The organism is Streptomyces sp. NPDC002680 (genome assembly GCF_042889145.1).
GTDB lineage: Bacteria > Actinomycetota > Actinomycetes > Streptomycetales > Streptomycetaceae > Streptomyces > Streptomyces adonidis.
In genome coordinates this window covers 196,436-211,465 of the sequence record NZ_JBIAQP010000012.1, presented here as the reverse complement: position 1 = coordinate 211,465, position 15,030 = coordinate 196,436, and the positions used below count along the sequence as shown (strand labels likewise).

The following is a 15,030-nucleotide window of genomic DNA, read 5'->3' as shown; positions in this document are numbered from 1 at the left end:
GAGAGATTCGTCCCCCCACTGACCGCATCCCAGCCAAGGACCTTCCCCTTTTCCGGGCGCACGCGAGACGGAAAGGTCGGACACCTCAACGACCGCATGCCAAACAACGAGGTGCTTCGAATGAAGGCTGTAGGTTTCACGGAATTCGGTGGGCCGGAGGTGCTTCAGGTTCTCGAACTGCCCGCTCCCGATGCCGGTCCGGGCGAGGTCCGCATCCGGGTGCACGCCGCGACCGTCAACGCGGTCGATGCCCTTCAGCGCAGCGGAGTCGCCCGGTCGCCGGACGCCCAACCGCCGTTCGTTCCCGGCATGGAAGCCGCAGGGGTCGTGGACCAGATAGGCACGGGTACGAACACGGACCTGCGCGTCGGCGACCGCGTGATGGCGATCGTGCTTTCCAGCGGCTCCCACGGCGCGTACGCCGAGCAGGTCGTGGTACCGGTGGAGTCGGTCGTCCGCGCTCCTGACGCTACGACCGACGTGCAGGCGGCAACCCTCCCGATGAACGGCCTGACCGCGCGACTGGCGCTGGACACCCTCCGCCTGGAGCCCGGCCGGATCGTCGCGATCACCGGAGCGGCCGGCGCGGTCGGCGGATACGCCGTCCAACTGGCCAAGGCGGACGGACTGCGGGTGGTCGCCGACGCCTCGGAGCAGGACGAGGCACTGATCAAGGAACTCGGTGCAGACGTCGTACTCCGTCGCGGCGCCGGGTACCCGGGCCGTGTTCGCGCAGAGGTCCCGGAGGGCGTCGACGGACTCGTCGACGCCGCGTCGCTCGGCGCTCTCGCCGCTGGGGCAGTACGCGACGGCGGCCGGGTGGTGACACTGCTCGGTTACGACGGCCCCGGCGAACGAGACATCGCCTACGAGCCGATCGTCGTGTTCCGATACGCACGGGAGCGCGCCAAGCTCGACCGGCTCCGGCACCAGGTGGAGGACGGCCTCGTCACACTCCGGGTCGCCAAGTCGTTCCCGGCGGACCAGGCCACCGAGGCGCACCGGCTCCTCACAGCCGGCGGCATTCGGGGCCGACTGGTCCTGACCTTCTGAGCAGAGTCAAGTACGGGCACAGGGGCGACAGCCCCCAGCGCCACCTCACGCTGCGGCCGGACGCGAGGAGCCGTCCACGCTGGTACTGGCATTGCCCACGGCACCGGTGGTTGGTCATGATCTTTGAGGCAGGTTCACCGCCAGGAGAGGAGAGCGTTCGAGACGCTCGCCCGCTCCTGACACGCGCTACGCGGCGAACGCGTTCACGCCCGTCAGTTCCGCCGACAGCTCCCACAGACGCGCTGTCTGCCCGGGGTCGATCGCCCAGTCCTTCACACCGCGAATCTCACCGTCGGCGGGAGCGGGCCCGGCGACATCGCAGTCCGCCAGACAGAGGCCGCCCGGAACAGCCCGCAGGAGGACGTGACCGCCCGCACCTGCACTGTCGTCGGGCCAATGCCCATGAATGACCGCGGTGTTCCGGTCTCGACCCGCCCGCACCTCGCCCTCCGCGCGCCCGACCGGCACCCGGCGACCGTACGGAAGCCACGCACGCCACAGGTCGAAGCCAGGGACCGTTTCGGCAGGAAGGTGATCCGGTTCGGCGCCACGTGGGGATCCGTCTCCGTCGCCACCGTCCCTCAGGACAGACACGACGGCGCAAGCCGACCGCCCCCCGTCGCGCTCAGGCTGCCGCGTCCCGCGCCGGCTGATCCGGATGCGCGGTCCACGACGCGAGGAAGAGGAGCCCGTCATGGGACGGGGTCCCGGGCGCGGCGGTCGAGATCACCAGCTTCTGTGCGGGGTCGGCTGTGCAGGTCAGGCTGTCCCAGTCGAGGGTGAGGTCACCGACGAGCGGGTGTCGCAGCCTCTTGGTGCCCATCCGCAGTCCGGTCATCTGACGGCCGGCCCACCACTGCCGGAAGTCGGTGTCGGCCACCGAGAGCTCGCCGACAAGTGCGGCCAAAGCGGGGTCGCCAGGGCGCCTGGCGGCCTCCAGGCGCAGGTGGGCGACGCAGGTCCGGGCGTTCGTCCTCCAGTCGCGGTAGAGCTCCCGGAAGGCGGGGTCGGTGAAGAGCAGCCGGGCGTAGTTGCGCTTCTTCTCGGGGATCCGGTCGAAGTCGGTGAGCAGAGCGGCCGCCAGGGGGTTCCAGGCGAGGATGTCCAGGTTCCGGCCCAGGACGAGCGCGGGAGTCGCTGTCAGCTCGTCCAGGATGCGCCTGAGCTGTGGGTGGACCTTCTGCGCCGGTCGGCGGGTCGGTTCGTACTCGCCACTCGCGGCCAGCTCGATCAGATGGTCACGCTGGTCGTCATCGAGGTGCAGGACACGGACCAGACCGGTGAGCACCGACCTCGGCACGGGGGCACGCCCCTGCTCCAGCCGTGCGTAGGAGTACGCGCTGATTCCCAAGAGTTGGGCGACCTCCGCACGGCGCAGCCCCGGCACGCGCCGAGTTGCCCCGGATTCGGGCAGGCCCACGGTCTGCGGGCTGAGTTGGGCTCGGCGCTCCTTGAGAAATTCTCCCAGTTCAGGGAAATGCGCTTCGCTGTCCATAGCGGCCAGTGTCGCAGCGTTCACCCGAAAACTGAGGGGGAGAGTTTTCTCCCCGGGTTCGGTAATTCACCTTTTCCTCCCGAGTGCGCGGCGCCGGATCAGTCCGTCACACCTGTCGACCGGACCGGCCGGCGGGGCCGCCGCGCTGACCGGAGGCCCACGAGGCGAGGTCACGCAGCCCGTCGTACGAAGGGCTGCCAGGCTCTGCCGTCCAGACGACGAGTTCCTGGTCGGGATCGCTGCCGCAGGTGAAGGTGTCCCAGTCGAGGACGAGTTCGCCGACGACGGGGTGGTTGAACCTCTTCATGCCCAGCCTGCGCGACGGCACGTGACGGCTTCCCCACCACTGCCCGAAGTCCCTGTCCTGCACGGAGAGTTCGCCGACCAGGCTGGTCAGCCGCGGATCGTCCGGGTATTTGGCGGCCGTCATGCGCAGATGGGACACACAGCCACGGGCGACGGCCCGCCAGTCCGCGTACAGCGTCCGCATGGACGGATCGGTGAAGAGGATACGGACGCAGTTCCGCTTGCCTTCCGGCACCTTCGCGAAATCGGTCACCAGGGCGGCGGCGAGCGGATTCCACGCCAGGATGTCCATACTGCGGCCGATCACCACGCCAGGACTCACGGTGAGATCGTCGAGCAGGCGGCACAACTGCGGGTGCGCCTTCTGGACAGCCGGGCGGCGGTGTCGCGCCCGTTGCCGGCCGGCCAGCTCGAACAGGTGGTCACGCTGGTGATCATCCAGGCGCAGGACATGCGCGAGAGCGGCCAGCACTGACGCGGACGGCTGGATGCGGCCCTGTTCCAGCCGTGTGTAGTAGTCGGTGCTGATTGCGGCGAGCAGGGCGACCTCCTCCCTGCGCAGGCCAGGCACACGCCGACCACCGGTGTCGGGCAGACCGACAGTGCGCGGGGTCAACTCCGCCCTCCGCACTTTGAGGAATTCTCCCAGCTCGTTCAGATGCGCGTCGCTGGTCATGACAGCCAGTGTCGCAGCGCTCGGTTTGCACGAGGGGGGTAAGAATCTCTCCCCTGGATAAGTGATGCCCAGGGTGGAATTCTCCCCTTTATGGATTCCCTCAAAAGTGGCAAGGTCGATGGCGGGTTCGGCGATCAGAATCGCCCTACGGAGAGCATCCACCCGAACAAGCGGGACGGCCAATCCCCTGGACGGAATTACTTTCCGCACGTCACCGATATTCCGTATTTCCATGCTGCAGGCGGAGGAGGCGAGTGAAACAGTGCGGACGGATGTCACCTTCGTCAGCAACGGCCTTACGCCAGCCGGTCACCTGCACACGCCCGACGACCTCGCCGGACACCCGCGTACGGACGAGGCTCTCGGTGAGCCCAGGCTCGTCGAACACAGCGTGCCCGCTGAAGCCGACGAGACGACACCGGGCCATCTCCGGCAGGGGCACGAGCACTGCCGTACCGCACGCGGTACGCACCTGCGGTCCGAGAACGCGTGGGTTCCGCACAGTGTCGACCAGATCGGCCATGCCGACTCCTTCGCCGGCATCGAGAGCCTCGCTCCGCGCCCGCTGCCGATGATCGCGGGCAGCGAGGCCGCCACGGCCCACGTCAGCCGAATGGCCGTCGAACAGGCCGGGAAATCGAAACAGTTGTTCTGGCTCGACGGCGCCTCCCACTTCGACCTGTACGGCAAGGACGAATACGTCTCCCCCGCCCGCGCCAAACTCACCTCGCTCTCCGGTGAGCAGCCGTCCCGACCCCCGGTCGAAGGCCGGGCAGCCTGAATCCCCCCACCCGAAAACACGCTAGGAGCACCACCCCATGTCCGAACGGAAGAAGTTCGCGCCGCCGGCGATCCAGGAGTTCGCCCCCAAGCTCGCGGAGGTGACCGACACCGTCCTGTTCGGTGACATCTGGGAGCGGCCGGGGCTGTCCCCGCGCGACCGCAGCCTCGTCACTGTCACCGCTCTCGCCGCCCTGTACCGAACCGACCAGCTCGGCTTCCACCTCGGCAAGGCGCTGGAGAACGGCGTGACCAAGGACGAGCTGGTCGAGGCCATCACCCATCTGGCCTTCTACGCCGGTTGGCCCAACGCGATGACCGCGATGACCCAGCTCAAGGAGATCGTGGAGAAGTCGGACCGGTCCGGCTGATGCTCCTCCGCCCGCAGGCACCCCACATCGCGGGCTCTCCCCTCACACACACCGCCGCCGCACGGCCCGGCGGCAGCACCACACCAGAGGGACGACACCCCATGGAACTGCTCAAGCAGCCGCCCATCATGAAGCTTCCTGCCGAGTGGTTCACCGGCGACGCCTACGCGGACGCGATCCACCGGGGCGAGGACCCCTCACGTATGCGGGCCAACATGGTCCGGTTCGCTCCTGGCGCACGCACCGCCTGGCACTCCCACGCCCTCGGCCAGACCCTCCACATCGTCGAGGCACATCCCGGCGACGCCATCCACACACCCCCGGGCGAGGAGCACTGACACGGTGCCGCGCCCGACCAGTTCATGGTCCATCTCGCCCTGTGGGAGACGGACGACGCCCCTGGCTCGAACACGTCTCGGACGACGACTACAACGGCCGGCGCGTCAGCACCCGTACCCGCCCCTGACACCACGACAGACCTGACAAGAGCTGGGAAGGCACCATGCGAGCAACCATCATTCACGCGCCCGGTGACATCCGGGTGGAAGACGCCCCCGAGCCGAAGATCACGGCGCCGACGGACGCTGTCATCCGCACCGTCGCCGCCTGCGTGTGCGGCTCCGACCTGTGGAGCTACCGGGGCGTCCTGCCGGTCGCCGGGCCGCAGCCGATCGGCCACGAGTACGTCGGCATCGTCGAGGAGGTCGGCAACGACGTCTCGACCGTCAGGCCCGGCCAGTTCGTCATCGGCTCCTTCGTCGCCTCCGACAACACCTGCCCGATCTGCCGGTTCGGCTACCAGACCTCCTGCCCACACGCGCAGTGGGTGAACGGCGCCCAGGCCGAGTACGTCCGCATTCCTCTCGCCGACGGCACCCTGGTCACCACCCCGGAAGAGCCGGCCGAGGAGCTGATCCCGGACCTGCTGGCTCTGTCCGACGTCATGGGCACCGGGTGGTACGCCGCCAAGGCCGCCGAGGTCAGGCCCGGTTCGACGGCCGTGGTCGTCGGTGACGGCGCGGTGGGCCTGTCCGGCGTCATCGCCGCGAAGGAACTGGGCGCCGAGCGCATCATCGCCATGAGCCGCCACGACTCCCGGCAGAAGCTCGCCACGGAGTTCGGCGCCACCGACATCGTCACCGAGCGCGGCGAGGAAGGCGTGGCTCGGGTGAAGGAACTGACGAACGGCATCGGCGCCGACTCGGTCCTCGAGTGCGTCGGCACCCAGGAGTCGCTGCGCCAGGCCCTGCAGTCCACCCGCCCCGGCGGCAACGTCGGCTTCGTCGGCTTCCCGCACGGCTCACAGATCGAGGGCCAAGAGCTCTTCTTCTCCCACGTCGGTCTGCGCGGTGGCCCCGCCCCCGTGCGCGCCTACCTCCCCGACCTCATCGACCGCGTCTTCAGCGGCCGTATCAACCCGGGCAAGGTCTTCGACCTCACCCTGCCCCTCGACAAGGCCGCCGAAGGGTACAAGGCCATGGACGAACGCCGCGCCATCAAGACGCTGCTGCGCCCCTGACCTGAAGCCCGGCGGTGGTGGGCGCCGGATCAGCCGCGCCCAGCACCGCCGGCACCACCGGGCAGCAGCGGCCGTTCGACCGTCGCAGCCACCGAACAGAACGGACCGACAGCCATGACCAGCGAGGCGATCGCCACCGTCGAGGCCTACTTCGAGGCCTTCGGCACACGCGACATGAAGCGCATCCTCTCCCACTTCGCGCCCGACGCGACCTGGACGATTCCAGGCGATCCGGCTCTGACTCCCTGGGCCGGAAGCCGCACCGGGCCGGAAGAGATCCAGCAGTCCCTCACCGCGTTCTTCGCCGCCGTCGAGCCACTCACATTCGGGTTGGGCACCATGGTGGAGGCCGACGGACGGGTCCTGGCACCGGGCCGGTACTCCTCCCGGTTCCATCCCTCGGGACAGGTGCTCGAAAGCGAGATGATCCTGCGATTCACCGTCGCGGACGGCCTGATCACCGACTACCGCGTCTTCGAGGACTCACTCGGAATCACCCGTACCCACCTCGGTGACCCGCTCACCACCACTCCCACCACTCCCGGCTGACCGCAGGTCATCCGGCCCTCCACCACGTCGGCGCCCATTCCCGACCGTGACGAGTCACCTTCCGTATGCCTGCGATCAAGAGAGATGGGAGAACCACCGATGCCGACATGGACCAGCGACGAGCTCATTCGCATCGCCGGAGCAGACGAGTTGGAGATGGCGCCGCTCCGCCGTGACGGCACCCTGCGGGAGCCGGTGCCGATCTGGGTCGTCCGCGACGGTGAGGACCTGTACGTCCGCTCCTTCCGAGGCACGGACGGAGGCTGGTGGCGCACGGCCCGCGCGAACCATCAGGGGCACATCCGCTCCGGCGGGGTCGACAAGGACGTCGCCTTCGCCGAGGTTCCGGACTCCGAGGTCAACGACCGTATCGACACCGCGTATCGCACCAAGTACGGCCGCTTCGGCGGCGCGTATGTCGATCCCATGGTGGCGGCACGCTCGACAACGCTGCGGCTGGTACCCAGATGACCGAGACGATCCTGCTGGACGGCGCTGAGCCGCCACCTACAGCCAGTCCCCCACAGGAGTAGGCGCCATGCTCGGTCTCGAACTCGTCGTCGTCCTGGGTGCGGCCGTGCTGGTGGGCAACGTCCTGGGCAGGCGCTTCCGCGTCGCACCACCCGTCGCGCTCCTCGTCGTGGGCACACTCCTCGGTCTCGTCCCCGCCGTCCGCCAGACCCAACTCCCGCCCGAAGTCGTGCTGTTGCTCTTCCTCCCCGTGTTGCTGTATTGGGAGAGCCTGACCACGTCCATGCGGGAGATCCGGACGAACCTGCGCGGTATCGTCCTGCTCAGCACGGTCCTGGTGATCCTGACCGCAGGTGCCGTGGCGGTTGCCGGGAACGCTCTCGGACTCCCGTGGGGACCGGCCTGGGCGCTTGGCGCGGCCGTGGCTCCCACCGACGCCACAGCCGTGGGCGTCCTGGCCCGCTCTTTGCCGCGCCGCCAGGTCACCGTGCTACGTGCCGAAAGCCTCGTCAACGACGGCACCGCTCTGGTCATCTTCGGCCTGGCGGTCGGGATCACCGTCGGCGAGGAGCACCTCACCCTTCCGCACGTCGGCGCGCTGTTCCTCCTGGCCTACGGCGGCGGGGCCGCGGTCGGTGTGGCGGTCGCCTGGATCAACATGAACCTGCGGCGCCGACTGGACGATCCCCTGCTCGGCAACCTCGTCATGATCCTGGCGCCGTTCACGGCATATCTGCTGGCCGAGATGATCCATGCCTCCGGCGTCCTCGCGGTCGTCGTGAGCGGGCTGATCATGGCCCAGGTGGCTCCGAGCCTCATCCGCGCCGAGCACCGCCGTCAGGCGCTGGCCTTCTGGCCACTGCTCACCTTCATCATCAACGGCGCACTGTTCGTCCTGGTCGGCGTGGAACTGCAGTACGCGCTGCGCCACCTGAGCCGATCCGACCTCAGGGATGCGCTGATCGCGGTCGGAGCGGTCAGCGTGGTTCTGGTCGCGGTCCGCTTCGCATTCCTGTTCTCCTCCGCGTACCTGATCCGCGCGATCGACCGGCGTCCCCAGCAGCGGGAACTGAGAATCAGTCACCGGGCCCGCGTCGTCAGCGGACTGGCGGGCTTCCGGGGCGCGGTGTCGCTCGCGGTGGCGCTCTCCGTACCGGCGACACTCGACTCGGGCGAGCCCTTCCCCGACCGCGCCTTCATCGTCTTCGTCACCTCCGGCGTCATTGTCGTGACCCTCGTGGTGCAGGGGCTGTTGCTGCCGGGCGTGGTGCGCTGGGCCCGGCTGCCTCCCGACACGTCCGTCGACGAGGAACAGATCCTCGCCGAGACCACCGCAGCCGAGGAGGCCATCAAGGCGCTGCCGCAACTCGCTGCCGAACGGGGCACCACCCCGAAGGTCGTGGAGTGGCTGCGCCAGGAGTACGAGGCCAATCTGGCGACCGTACGGGCCAAGGGCGCCGGTTCCGATGACGATCCCGCTCTGCTCCACAACCGCCACTACACCGACCTCCGCCTGGCCCTGATCGCCAACAAGCGTGCGACCGTCGTCCGACTGCGCGACGAACGGCACATCGACGACACCGTGCTCCGTCGGCTCCAAGCCGCCCTCGACAACGAAGAGGTCCGGTTGGCCGGCGGCGAGCAGGTGGAGTAGGTGGAATTGGCCGAGTGCACACCCGGCCTCGTCCACCCAAGCCGACGAGAAGGATCCCGCTGCCATGCCGCACGGCCTCATCGACGTTCATGCCCACCTCCTTCCCGACTTCTACGTCCAACAGGCCACAGCGGCCGGCCACGCCCACCCCGACGGCATGGGCGGCTGGCCGTCATGGTCCGTGCAGGCCCACCTCGACCTGATGGACCACCACGGCATCGAGTCCGCGATGCTGTCCATGTCCTCTCCCGGCGTGCACTTCGGCGACGACAAGGCGGCCCGCCTCCTGGCCCGGCGCGTCAACGAGTACACCGCCGAACTGACCCGAAGCCACCCGGGCCGCTTCGGCAACTTCGCCTCGCTCGCCCTCCCGGACGTGGACGGCGCGCTGGAGGAGATCGCATACGCCTTCGACGAACTCGGCGCCGACGGCGTGGCGTTGATGACACACACGCACGGCGTCTACCTTGGCGATCAGCGCCTGGACCCGGTCTTCGCGGAACTCGACCGCCGCCGCGCCGTGGTCTTCCTGCACCCCACCTCGCCCGTTTGCTGGGAACAGTCCGCTCTCGGCAGACCGCGTCCGATGGTCGAGTACATCTTCGACACGGCCCGCACCGTCACTGACCTGGTGATGGCGGGCGTCCTGACACGTCACCCGAACATGCGGGTGATCGTCCCGCACTGCGGCGGCGCGATTCCCGTCCTGGCCGACCGCGTCAACGAGTTCATGAGCCTGTTCCTGCCCGCGCAGCAGCCGCCCAGCCCCGACGCTGTACAGCAACTGCGCGCCCTGTACTACGACATGGCGGGCACTGCATTCCCACGCCAGGTCCCGGCGCTGCTCCAACTGGTCGATCCGGACCGTGTGCTGTTCGGCAGCGACTACTGCTGGACACCTGCCCCGCTGGCCGACGCCCATATCGCGGCGATCGACGCGGCCGAGTCGCCGGTGGACGGGACCACATGGCGTTCCCTGACGACGGCCAACGCCCAGCGCCTGTTTCCGGGGAGAACACAGTGAACGCAAGCCGCCGCCCAATGGATCCGGCACGCCGACAACCCGCTGGACCAGCCTCAACGGTAAGGACGGACGCCGACAGTCGCCCGGGCCCGGGGATCCGCACGAAGGAACGGTGAAGCCGTGATCAGACCGGCATCACCGCGGCGGGTGGCCGGCGCCTGCCCGCGCCTGCTCGGTGCCGCCGTCGCCGTCCTCATGAGTGGTGCCGGCACGTTGCCCCCGATGCCGGTCGTGGGAGGCAGGGATGACCATCCGCGTTCTGCTCGCCGATGACCAGGCGCTGATCCGCACCAGCTTCCGCTTGCTCATCGAGTCCGAACCGGACCTGGAAGTCGTCGGAGAGGCGGCGACAGGCGACGAGGCGGTCAGGCTCGCCCGCAGCACCCGTGCCGACGTCGTACTGATGGACATCATGATGCCCGGTATGGACGGCCTCGCCGCTACGCGTGCCATCTCGGCGGACGAAAGCCTCGCGGGTGTACGGGTACTGATGCTGACAACCCTCGAAGCCGACGAGTACGTCTTTCAGGCACTGCGTGCCGGGGCCAGCGGGATCCTCGGAATGGGAGTCGCGCTCTCCGACCTCCTACGCGCCATCCGGCTGGTCGCCGACGGCGAGGCACTGCTGTCGCCCAGTGCGACCAAGGCGCTCATAGCCCACTACCTTGCCACTCCCGACCTGACGAGCACTACAGCGCCGGAGCTGACGCGCCTCACCGAACGCGAGCGCGAAGTGTTCGCCCTCGTGGCCGCAGGCCTCTCCAACGGCCTGATCGCCGAACAGCTCCACGTCGCGCCCTCGACCGCCAAGACACACGTGAACCGCATCATGGCCAAGCTCGGCGTCCGAGGCCGCGCCCAACTTGTCGCGATCGCCTACCAGACCGGCTATGTCCACCCCCGGGGTATGACCGCCCCCGCACGATGAATCCCTGCGCCGTCCCGCGCGTCCGCGCACGGATGCTCGCAGTTTCTCGGATGCTCGCAGTTTCTCGGCCTCCATCCGGCCGGCGCGGACCCCGAGAAACCTTCGCGGTCCGCCATACCCAGACACGAGACAGCGCAGGTCGTGCGCTGTCTGACCGTGCTCGGCATCAGCAGGCCGCGGTCCGCCACCGCCCGCCTGAAGACGCTGAATCCAAGTGCACCGTGCACAGGGAGCAGTTCAGCATCTCTGTTCGGCAGCGACTACTGCTGAACGCCTGTGCCACTGGCCGACACGCACATCGCGGCGATCGTCCCGGTCGAGCCACCAGCGCAGGACACCACGTGGCAATCGCTCGCGACGGCAGACACCAAGCGCCGATTCCGGAGACCGCGCGGTGAACCGCAGCACATTGGCCCGCAGTGCGACCACGCCCTCGACGTCGCCGGCCGGCGGCCTGACGGGCCCGGTTGCAAGCCGCACAACAGCCTTGGCCTCCCCCCAGCAACCCTGCCGTCTTGCGCACGGAGTCACGCACGAACCTGAAGTCCTTCCGGCGCCGACTCGATCGTGGATGCCAGGGAACACAGGGCCACATAGCTCTGGCTGCCGGGCTCCGCGGTCCACACGACGAGTTGCTGCTCGGGGTCCTCGGCGCACATGAACGTGGAGCGCCCGAGAGCCAAAAGGGCAGGCCGAAGCGGTGCGGAAGACGTGCTGCTCTCGATCTGGCCGCAGTCCAGGACCGTCGGCGTGCGGCCTGCGGGGGCATACCGGCACGAGCCCCCGTCGCAGCGCCACCGGAGGGGAAGCAGAGGGAAGCTCACCCCTGATCATCGCCGGCACCACGTATGTCTTGGCCGTCCTCGCTTCGCCTGCCTGGCCGGCGGCTTCGCGAGGAAGGCCGTCCGTCCCTCGCGCATAGAATCTGTTCATGGCCAAGAACCGCGCCGCCAATCGGACCCCAAGCACACCCGCCGGTGAAAACAGCCCCGGCGGGCAAGCCGAGCCGGCACGGGGCAGCGCGGCAGCGGAACCGATCCAGTGGCTGAACGAGGAGGAGCTCCACGCCTGGATGGCCCTGGCCGGCATGGTCACCAAGCTGCCCGCGGCAATGGACCGGCAGCTCCAGCGCGACGCCGGGCTCACACACTTCGAGTACCAGGTCCTCGTGGGCCTGTCCCGGGCCCCCGAGCGCACCCTGCGCATGAGCGAGCTGGCCGACTTCACCGCAGGTCAGCTGCCGCGCCTGTCCCAGGTCGCGGCCCGCATGGAGCAGCGCGGCTGGCTCACCCGCCGCCCCGACCCCACCGACGGCCGCTACACCCTGGCCTGCCTGACCGACACAGGGATGACGAAACTCGAAACCAGCGCCCCCGGTCACGTCACCGCGGTCCGCCGCCTCATCTTCGACAGCCTCTCCCCCACGCAGGTACGTCAGATGACCCAGATCGCGCAGCGCATCATCCAGGCAACGGGCAGCGCCGAGCTTCACTGAGCCTCAAGGCCGTGACGTCTCGGACCAGGCACGAGACATCACAGTGCCTCCCCCTGAGACGCAGGAGCAAAGCCATGACAGAGGAATCCGGCGACAGCCTGGCCACGAGACGCGGAATGCTTGGGATGGCGGGGCGGTAGCGGGCAAAGTGGCGTTGAGCCGGGACCTCTGTCCCATGCGCCATACGCGGCACCTGGACAGCCGGAGTCGTGGTCGCGGCTGCGACGGGACACCCACTACCCACGCCACAGGCTATGCGGTACCCCATTCATGGACGAGCGCGGCTGCCTCCCCGCGAGAGCTGACTCCCAGTTTGCCGAGGATCTTCGCCACATGGAACTTCACCGTCGACTCGCTGATGTGCAGATCTTGCGCGATGTCCCGGTTGCGCCGACCGCGGGCCAGCTGCCCCAGCACCGCCAGCTCGCGTTCGCCCAGTGCGGTCAGGGGGTGCTGGCGGGGTGTGTTGGGCGATGTGAGAGGGATCTCGAGGGTCACCGTCGTGCCCCATCCTGGCACCGTGTCCAATTCGACCCGCCCGCCGAGCGGTGCCAGACGCTCGGTGACACGCCGGGCGTCGAGGGCACTGCGGGACAGGGTCCCGGGTCCGTTGTCCCGTACGGTGGCCCGCAGTTCGTCCGTACCGACCTTCCAGCCGACGTGGACTCGGTGCTCTCCGTCACCGTCCGGACCGTGACCCTGGTCGTCCAGTGACGCGTGCACGGTGGCCCGGACCACGGCAAGCGCCGTATCGGTGACATCGGCGGGCAGCAGCCGGTCCGCGCCCTCCTCCGCGCCGGGCGGACCCAACTCCAGCTGTACGCTGCGAGCGCGCAGGATCCGGCGCAGCGACACGGCGAGCCGCTCGAAGGCGTCCCCGGCCCGCTCCTCCGCCAGCGACTGGTCGAGTTCGGCCCGTGACCGCAGTTCGTCGAGAGCGGAGACGGCGAGGTCGACGGCGCGCGTGCGGGCGTTCTTGTCGTCCAGGGCGCGGTCGCGCAGGACGCCGAGCAGCGCTGTTAGCGCGCCCCCGTGTGCGTCGCGAAGCTCGGCGATGGTGGCGGCACGGGCCGCCGCCGCGGCTCGCGACGCGGCCAGCGACCCGGGGAGCGTCTCGGTCCGCACGCCGTCCCGGTGCGCGGTCACCAGGTCCCACAGCAACTGGGCGGGCGTCAGGTGCTCCTCCGGTACTGCGGTGTCCTCGGTCCGTATGACGACCAGCAGCGCACTCTGCCCAGTGATGTCGCTGGTCAGCGCCAACACGGGTACGTCGACGCCCGCCATCGTCGCCCGCCCCTGCCAGTTTCCCCTCGACGGCAACAGCGGCCGCAGCGCGACCAGGTCGGCGGCGGTTGCGACGGAGCCGACTCGGCCGGGGGCTTCACCGTGGGTCAGGAACGGCGAGTACGCGCAGTTGCCGGTCAGCTGGGCGATCGCCCGGTGCGGAATCGCCTCCGCCAGGACGGCGGACAGGCGCGACAGGGTATCGGACAGCGGCGCCTGGATCAGCTCGACTGCGCCTATCAGGTTCATGTCCGCCAGCGTAGGTAGTCGGCCCTCCCATCGGATCGTCCTTTCGGCTGGTTAAAACCGTCCGAAAGGACAGCACCGGACGAGCCGTCCAGCCGGAGGCTGGAGGTGTTGTCCACGACCGGCCGCCACCATGGCGGCCTGATGCATACGAACGACGGGAAGTGACAGGCGTGAAGGCGATCTCGTACGGGGAGTACGGCGGTCCGGAGGTTCTGCAGCTGGCGGAGGTGGCAGAGCCGCACGCCGGCCCCGGGCAGGTGCGGGTGCGGATTGTCGCTGCCGCCGTCAACCCCATCGACTTCAAGATTCGGCGCGGCTGGGTCCAGGAGATGATGGGCCCCGTGTCCTTCCCCGCCGTCCCCGGCATGGAAGCGGCCGGCATCGTCGACGAGTTGGGTGAGGGCGTCACCGGTGTCTCGGTCGGGGACGAGGTGATGGCCTGGACCGAGACCGGCTCCTACGCCGAGTACGCCCTGGCCTCGGACTTCGCGCCCAAGCCGGCCGGCCTCGACTGGGAGACGGCCGCAGCGCTGCCCGTGGCCGTCGAGACCTCCGACCGTGCGTTGGTCGAGCTCGCGGTGGCCCCGGGCGAGACGCTGCTGATCCACGGAGCGGCAAGTGTGGTCGGCTCCGTCGGCGTCCAGCTCGCCGTGGCTCGCGGTGCCACCGTGATCGGCACGGCGTCCGAGGCCAACCACGACTACCTGCGCTCTCTCGGCGCGATCCCCGTGGTGTACGGCGACGGCCTCGCCGACCGTGTCCGCGCCGTCGCCCCGCAGGGCATCGACGCCGTCTACGACGTCGCCGGCATCGGCGCACTGGATGTCTCCGTCCAGCTGCGCGGCGGCACCACCGACCGCATCGTCACCATCTCCGACCCCCGGGCCTTTGAGCTGGGCATCACGTTCTCCGGCGACAGCCGACGGTTCGGGCCGGAGCTCACCGAGTACGCACGCCTCGCCGCCGACGGACGCCTGAGCGTGCGCGTCGACCGGAGCTTTCCGCTCGCCGACGCCGCCAAGGCGCACGAGCTGAGCGAGACCGGCCGTGCGCGCGGCAAGGTGCTCCTGCGCCCCTAGGAGCTGTGACCGGGAAGGTTCACCGTGTCGCGACGGCCGGCACGGCGCCCGCCTTGCGATGCACCGCACGGGCCGCCGGCCGGGCGGCCTCCTTACG

15 protein-coding genes and 1 pseudogene are annotated in these 15,030 nt (G+C 69.2%); 12 read left to right on the top strand and 4 right to left on the bottom strand.

The window, feature by feature from the left end; genetic code table 11:
* The first annotated feature begins 120 nt into the window (after window positions 1-120).
* Window positions 121-1,053, top strand: coding sequence for an NADP-dependent oxidoreductase (locus ACFYXF_RS30300; RefSeq protein WP_389354290.1), 933 nt, complete (start codon window positions 121-123; stop codon window positions 1,051-1,053).
* 186 nt (window positions 1,054-1,239) lie between these two features.
* On the opposite strand, the pseudogene ACFYXF_RS30295 reads toward ACFYXF_RS30300, so the two are convergent.
* From ACFYXF_RS30295 to ACFYXF_RS30285, 3 genes and pseudogenes are all read right to left on the bottom strand, one after another.
* Window positions 1,240-1,395, bottom strand: a pseudogene (locus ACFYXF_RS30295) (oxidoreductase); the annotation flags it as partial.
* A gap of 283 nt (window positions 1,396-1,678) precedes the next feature.
* The gene (locus ACFYXF_RS30290; RefSeq protein ID WP_389354288.1) at window positions 1,679-2,548 is read right to left on the bottom strand and encodes a helix-turn-helix transcriptional regulator; all 870 of its coding nucleotides are present in this window, start codon (window positions 2,546-2,548) and stop codon (window positions 1,679-1,681) included.
* A 106-nt stretch (window positions 2,549-2,654) separates the two neighbouring features.
* Window positions 2,655-3,530 carry a helix-turn-helix domain-containing protein gene (locus ACFYXF_RS30285; RefSeq protein WP_389354286.1) on the bottom strand — a complete coding sequence of 292 codons (876 nt, stop codon included), beginning with the start codon at window positions 3,528-3,530 and terminating at the stop codon, window positions 2,655-2,657.
* Window positions 3,531-3,762: 232 nt separating this feature from the next.
* Between ACFYXF_RS30285 and ACFYXF_RS30280 the strand changes: the two genes are divergently transcribed.
* From ACFYXF_RS30280 to ACFYXF_RS30235, 10 genes are all read left to right on the top strand, one after another.
* Complete coding sequence (locus tag ACFYXF_RS30280; RefSeq protein ID WP_389354285.1) at window positions 3,763-4,311, top strand: hypothetical protein; 549 nt, start codon at window positions 3,763-3,765, stop codon at window positions 4,309-4,311.
* A 37-nt stretch (window positions 4,312-4,348) separates the two neighbouring features.
* Window positions 4,349-4,681 (top strand): carboxymuconolactone decarboxylase family protein, encoded by a 333-nt coding sequence (locus ACFYXF_RS30275; RefSeq protein ID WP_389354283.1) that lies wholly within the window; start codon window positions 4,349-4,351, stop codon window positions 4,679-4,681.
* A 101-nt stretch (window positions 4,682-4,782) separates the two neighbouring features.
* Complete coding sequence (locus tag ACFYXF_RS30270) at window positions 4,783-5,019, top strand: hypothetical protein (protein WP_389354281.1); 237 nt, start codon at window positions 4,783-4,785, stop codon at window positions 5,017-5,019.
* Between the two features lie 164 nt (window positions 5,020-5,183).
* The gene (locus tag ACFYXF_RS30265) at window positions 5,184-6,200 is read left to right on the top strand and encodes a zinc-dependent alcohol dehydrogenase family protein (RefSeq protein ID WP_389354279.1); all 1,017 of its coding nucleotides are present in this window, start codon (window positions 5,184-5,186) and stop codon (window positions 6,198-6,200) included.
* A gap of 114 nt (window positions 6,201-6,314) precedes the next feature.
* The gene (locus tag ACFYXF_RS30260; RefSeq protein ID WP_389354278.1) at window positions 6,315-6,749 is read left to right on the top strand and encodes a nuclear transport factor 2 family protein; all 435 of its coding nucleotides are present in this window, start codon (window positions 6,315-6,317) and stop codon (window positions 6,747-6,749) included.
* Between the two features lie 99 nt (window positions 6,750-6,848).
* Window positions 6,849-7,220 carry a DUF2255 family protein gene (locus tag ACFYXF_RS30255; RefSeq protein WP_389354276.1) on the top strand — a complete coding sequence of 124 codons (372 nt, stop codon included), beginning with the start codon at window positions 6,849-6,851 and terminating at the stop codon, window positions 7,218-7,220.
* Between the two features lie 67 nt (window positions 7,221-7,287).
* Window positions 7,288-8,874 carry a Na+/H+ antiporter gene (locus ACFYXF_RS30250; RefSeq protein ID WP_389354275.1) on the top strand — a complete coding sequence of 529 codons (1,587 nt, stop codon included), beginning with the start codon at window positions 7,288-7,290 and terminating at the stop codon, window positions 8,872-8,874.
* A 64-nt stretch (window positions 8,875-8,938) separates the two neighbouring features.
* Window positions 8,939-9,898 (top strand): amidohydrolase family protein, encoded by a 960-nt coding sequence (locus ACFYXF_RS30245; RefSeq protein ID WP_389354273.1) that lies wholly within the window; start codon window positions 8,939-8,941, stop codon window positions 9,896-9,898.
* A gap of 244 nt (window positions 9,899-10,142) precedes the next feature.
* Complete coding sequence (locus ACFYXF_RS30240) at window positions 10,143-10,826, top strand: response regulator (protein ID WP_389354271.1); 684 nt, start codon at window positions 10,143-10,145, stop codon at window positions 10,824-10,826.
* Window positions 10,827-11,757: 931 nt separating this feature from the next.
* Complete coding sequence (locus ACFYXF_RS30235) at window positions 11,758-12,321, top strand: MarR family winged helix-turn-helix transcriptional regulator (protein ID WP_389354269.1); 564 nt, start codon at window positions 11,758-11,760, stop codon at window positions 12,319-12,321.
* 252 nt (window positions 12,322-12,573) lie between these two features.
* Here the strand turns inward: ACFYXF_RS30235 and ACFYXF_RS30230 are convergent, their stop codons facing one another.
* The gene (locus tag ACFYXF_RS30230) at window positions 12,574-13,854 is read right to left on the bottom strand and encodes a LuxR C-terminal-related transcriptional regulator (RefSeq protein WP_389354267.1); all 1,281 of its coding nucleotides are present in this window, start codon (window positions 13,852-13,854) and stop codon (window positions 12,574-12,576) included.
* Between the two features lie 170 nt (window positions 13,855-14,024).
* Between ACFYXF_RS30230 and ACFYXF_RS30225 the strand changes: the two genes are divergently transcribed.
* Entirely contained in the window at window positions 14,025-14,933 is a 909-nt protein-coding gene (locus tag ACFYXF_RS30225) for an NADP-dependent oxidoreductase (RefSeq protein ID WP_389354266.1), read from the top strand.
* The last annotated feature ends 97 nt before the right edge of the window (window positions 14,934-15,030 follow it).

Excerpts from the sequence above, each read along its gene's own strand:
- ACFYXF_RS30275 (WP_389354283.1), top strand. The coding sequence starts at position 4,349 with ATGTCCGAACGGAAGAAGTTCGCGCCGCCGGCGATCCAGGAGTTCGCC.
- ACFYXF_RS30250 (WP_389354275.1), top strand. The coding sequence starts at position 7,288 with ATGCTCGGTCTCGAACTCGTCGTCGTCCTGGGTGCGGCCGTGCTGGTG.
- ACFYXF_RS30260 (WP_389354278.1), top strand. The coding sequence starts at position 6,315 with ATGACCAGCGAGGCGATCGCCACCGTCGAGGCCTACTTCGAGGCCTTC.
- ACFYXF_RS30245 (WP_389354273.1), top strand. The coding sequence starts at position 8,939 with ATGCCGCACGGCCTCATCGACGTTCATGCCCACCTCCTTCCCGACTTC.
- ACFYXF_RS30240 (WP_389354271.1), top strand. The coding sequence starts at position 10,143 with ATGACCATCCGCGTTCTGCTCGCCGATGACCAGGCGCTGATCCGCACC.
- ACFYXF_RS30290 (WP_389354288.1), bottom strand. The coding sequence starts at position 2,548 with ATGGACAGCGAAGCGCATTTCCCTGAACTGGGAGAATTTCTCAAGGAG.
- ACFYXF_RS30280 (WP_389354285.1), top strand. The coding sequence starts at position 3,763 with ATGCTGCAGGCGGAGGAGGCGAGTGAAACAGTGCGGACGGATGTCACC.
- ACFYXF_RS30270 (WP_389354281.1), top strand. The coding sequence starts at position 4,783 with ATGGAACTGCTCAAGCAGCCGCCCATCATGAAGCTTCCTGCCGAGTGG.
- ACFYXF_RS30255 (WP_389354276.1), top strand. The coding sequence starts at position 6,849 with ATGCCGACATGGACCAGCGACGAGCTCATTCGCATCGCCGGAGCAGAC.
- ACFYXF_RS30235 (WP_389354269.1), top strand. The coding sequence starts at position 11,758 with ATGGCCAAGAACCGCGCCGCCAATCGGACCCCAAGCACACCCGCCGGT.
- ACFYXF_RS30230 (WP_389354267.1), bottom strand. The coding sequence starts at position 13,854 with ATGAACCTGATAGGCGCAGTCGAGCTGATCCAGGCGCCGCTGTCCGAT.
- ACFYXF_RS30285 (WP_389354286.1), bottom strand. The coding sequence starts at position 3,530 with ATGACCAGCGACGCGCATCTGAACGAGCTGGGAGAATTCCTCAAAGTG.
- ACFYXF_RS30300 (WP_389354290.1), top strand. The coding sequence starts at position 121 with ATGAAGGCTGTAGGTTTCACGGAATTCGGTGGGCCGGAGGTGCTTCAG.
- ACFYXF_RS30265 (WP_389354279.1), top strand. The coding sequence starts at position 5,184 with ATGCGAGCAACCATCATTCACGCGCCCGGTGACATCCGGGTGGAAGAC.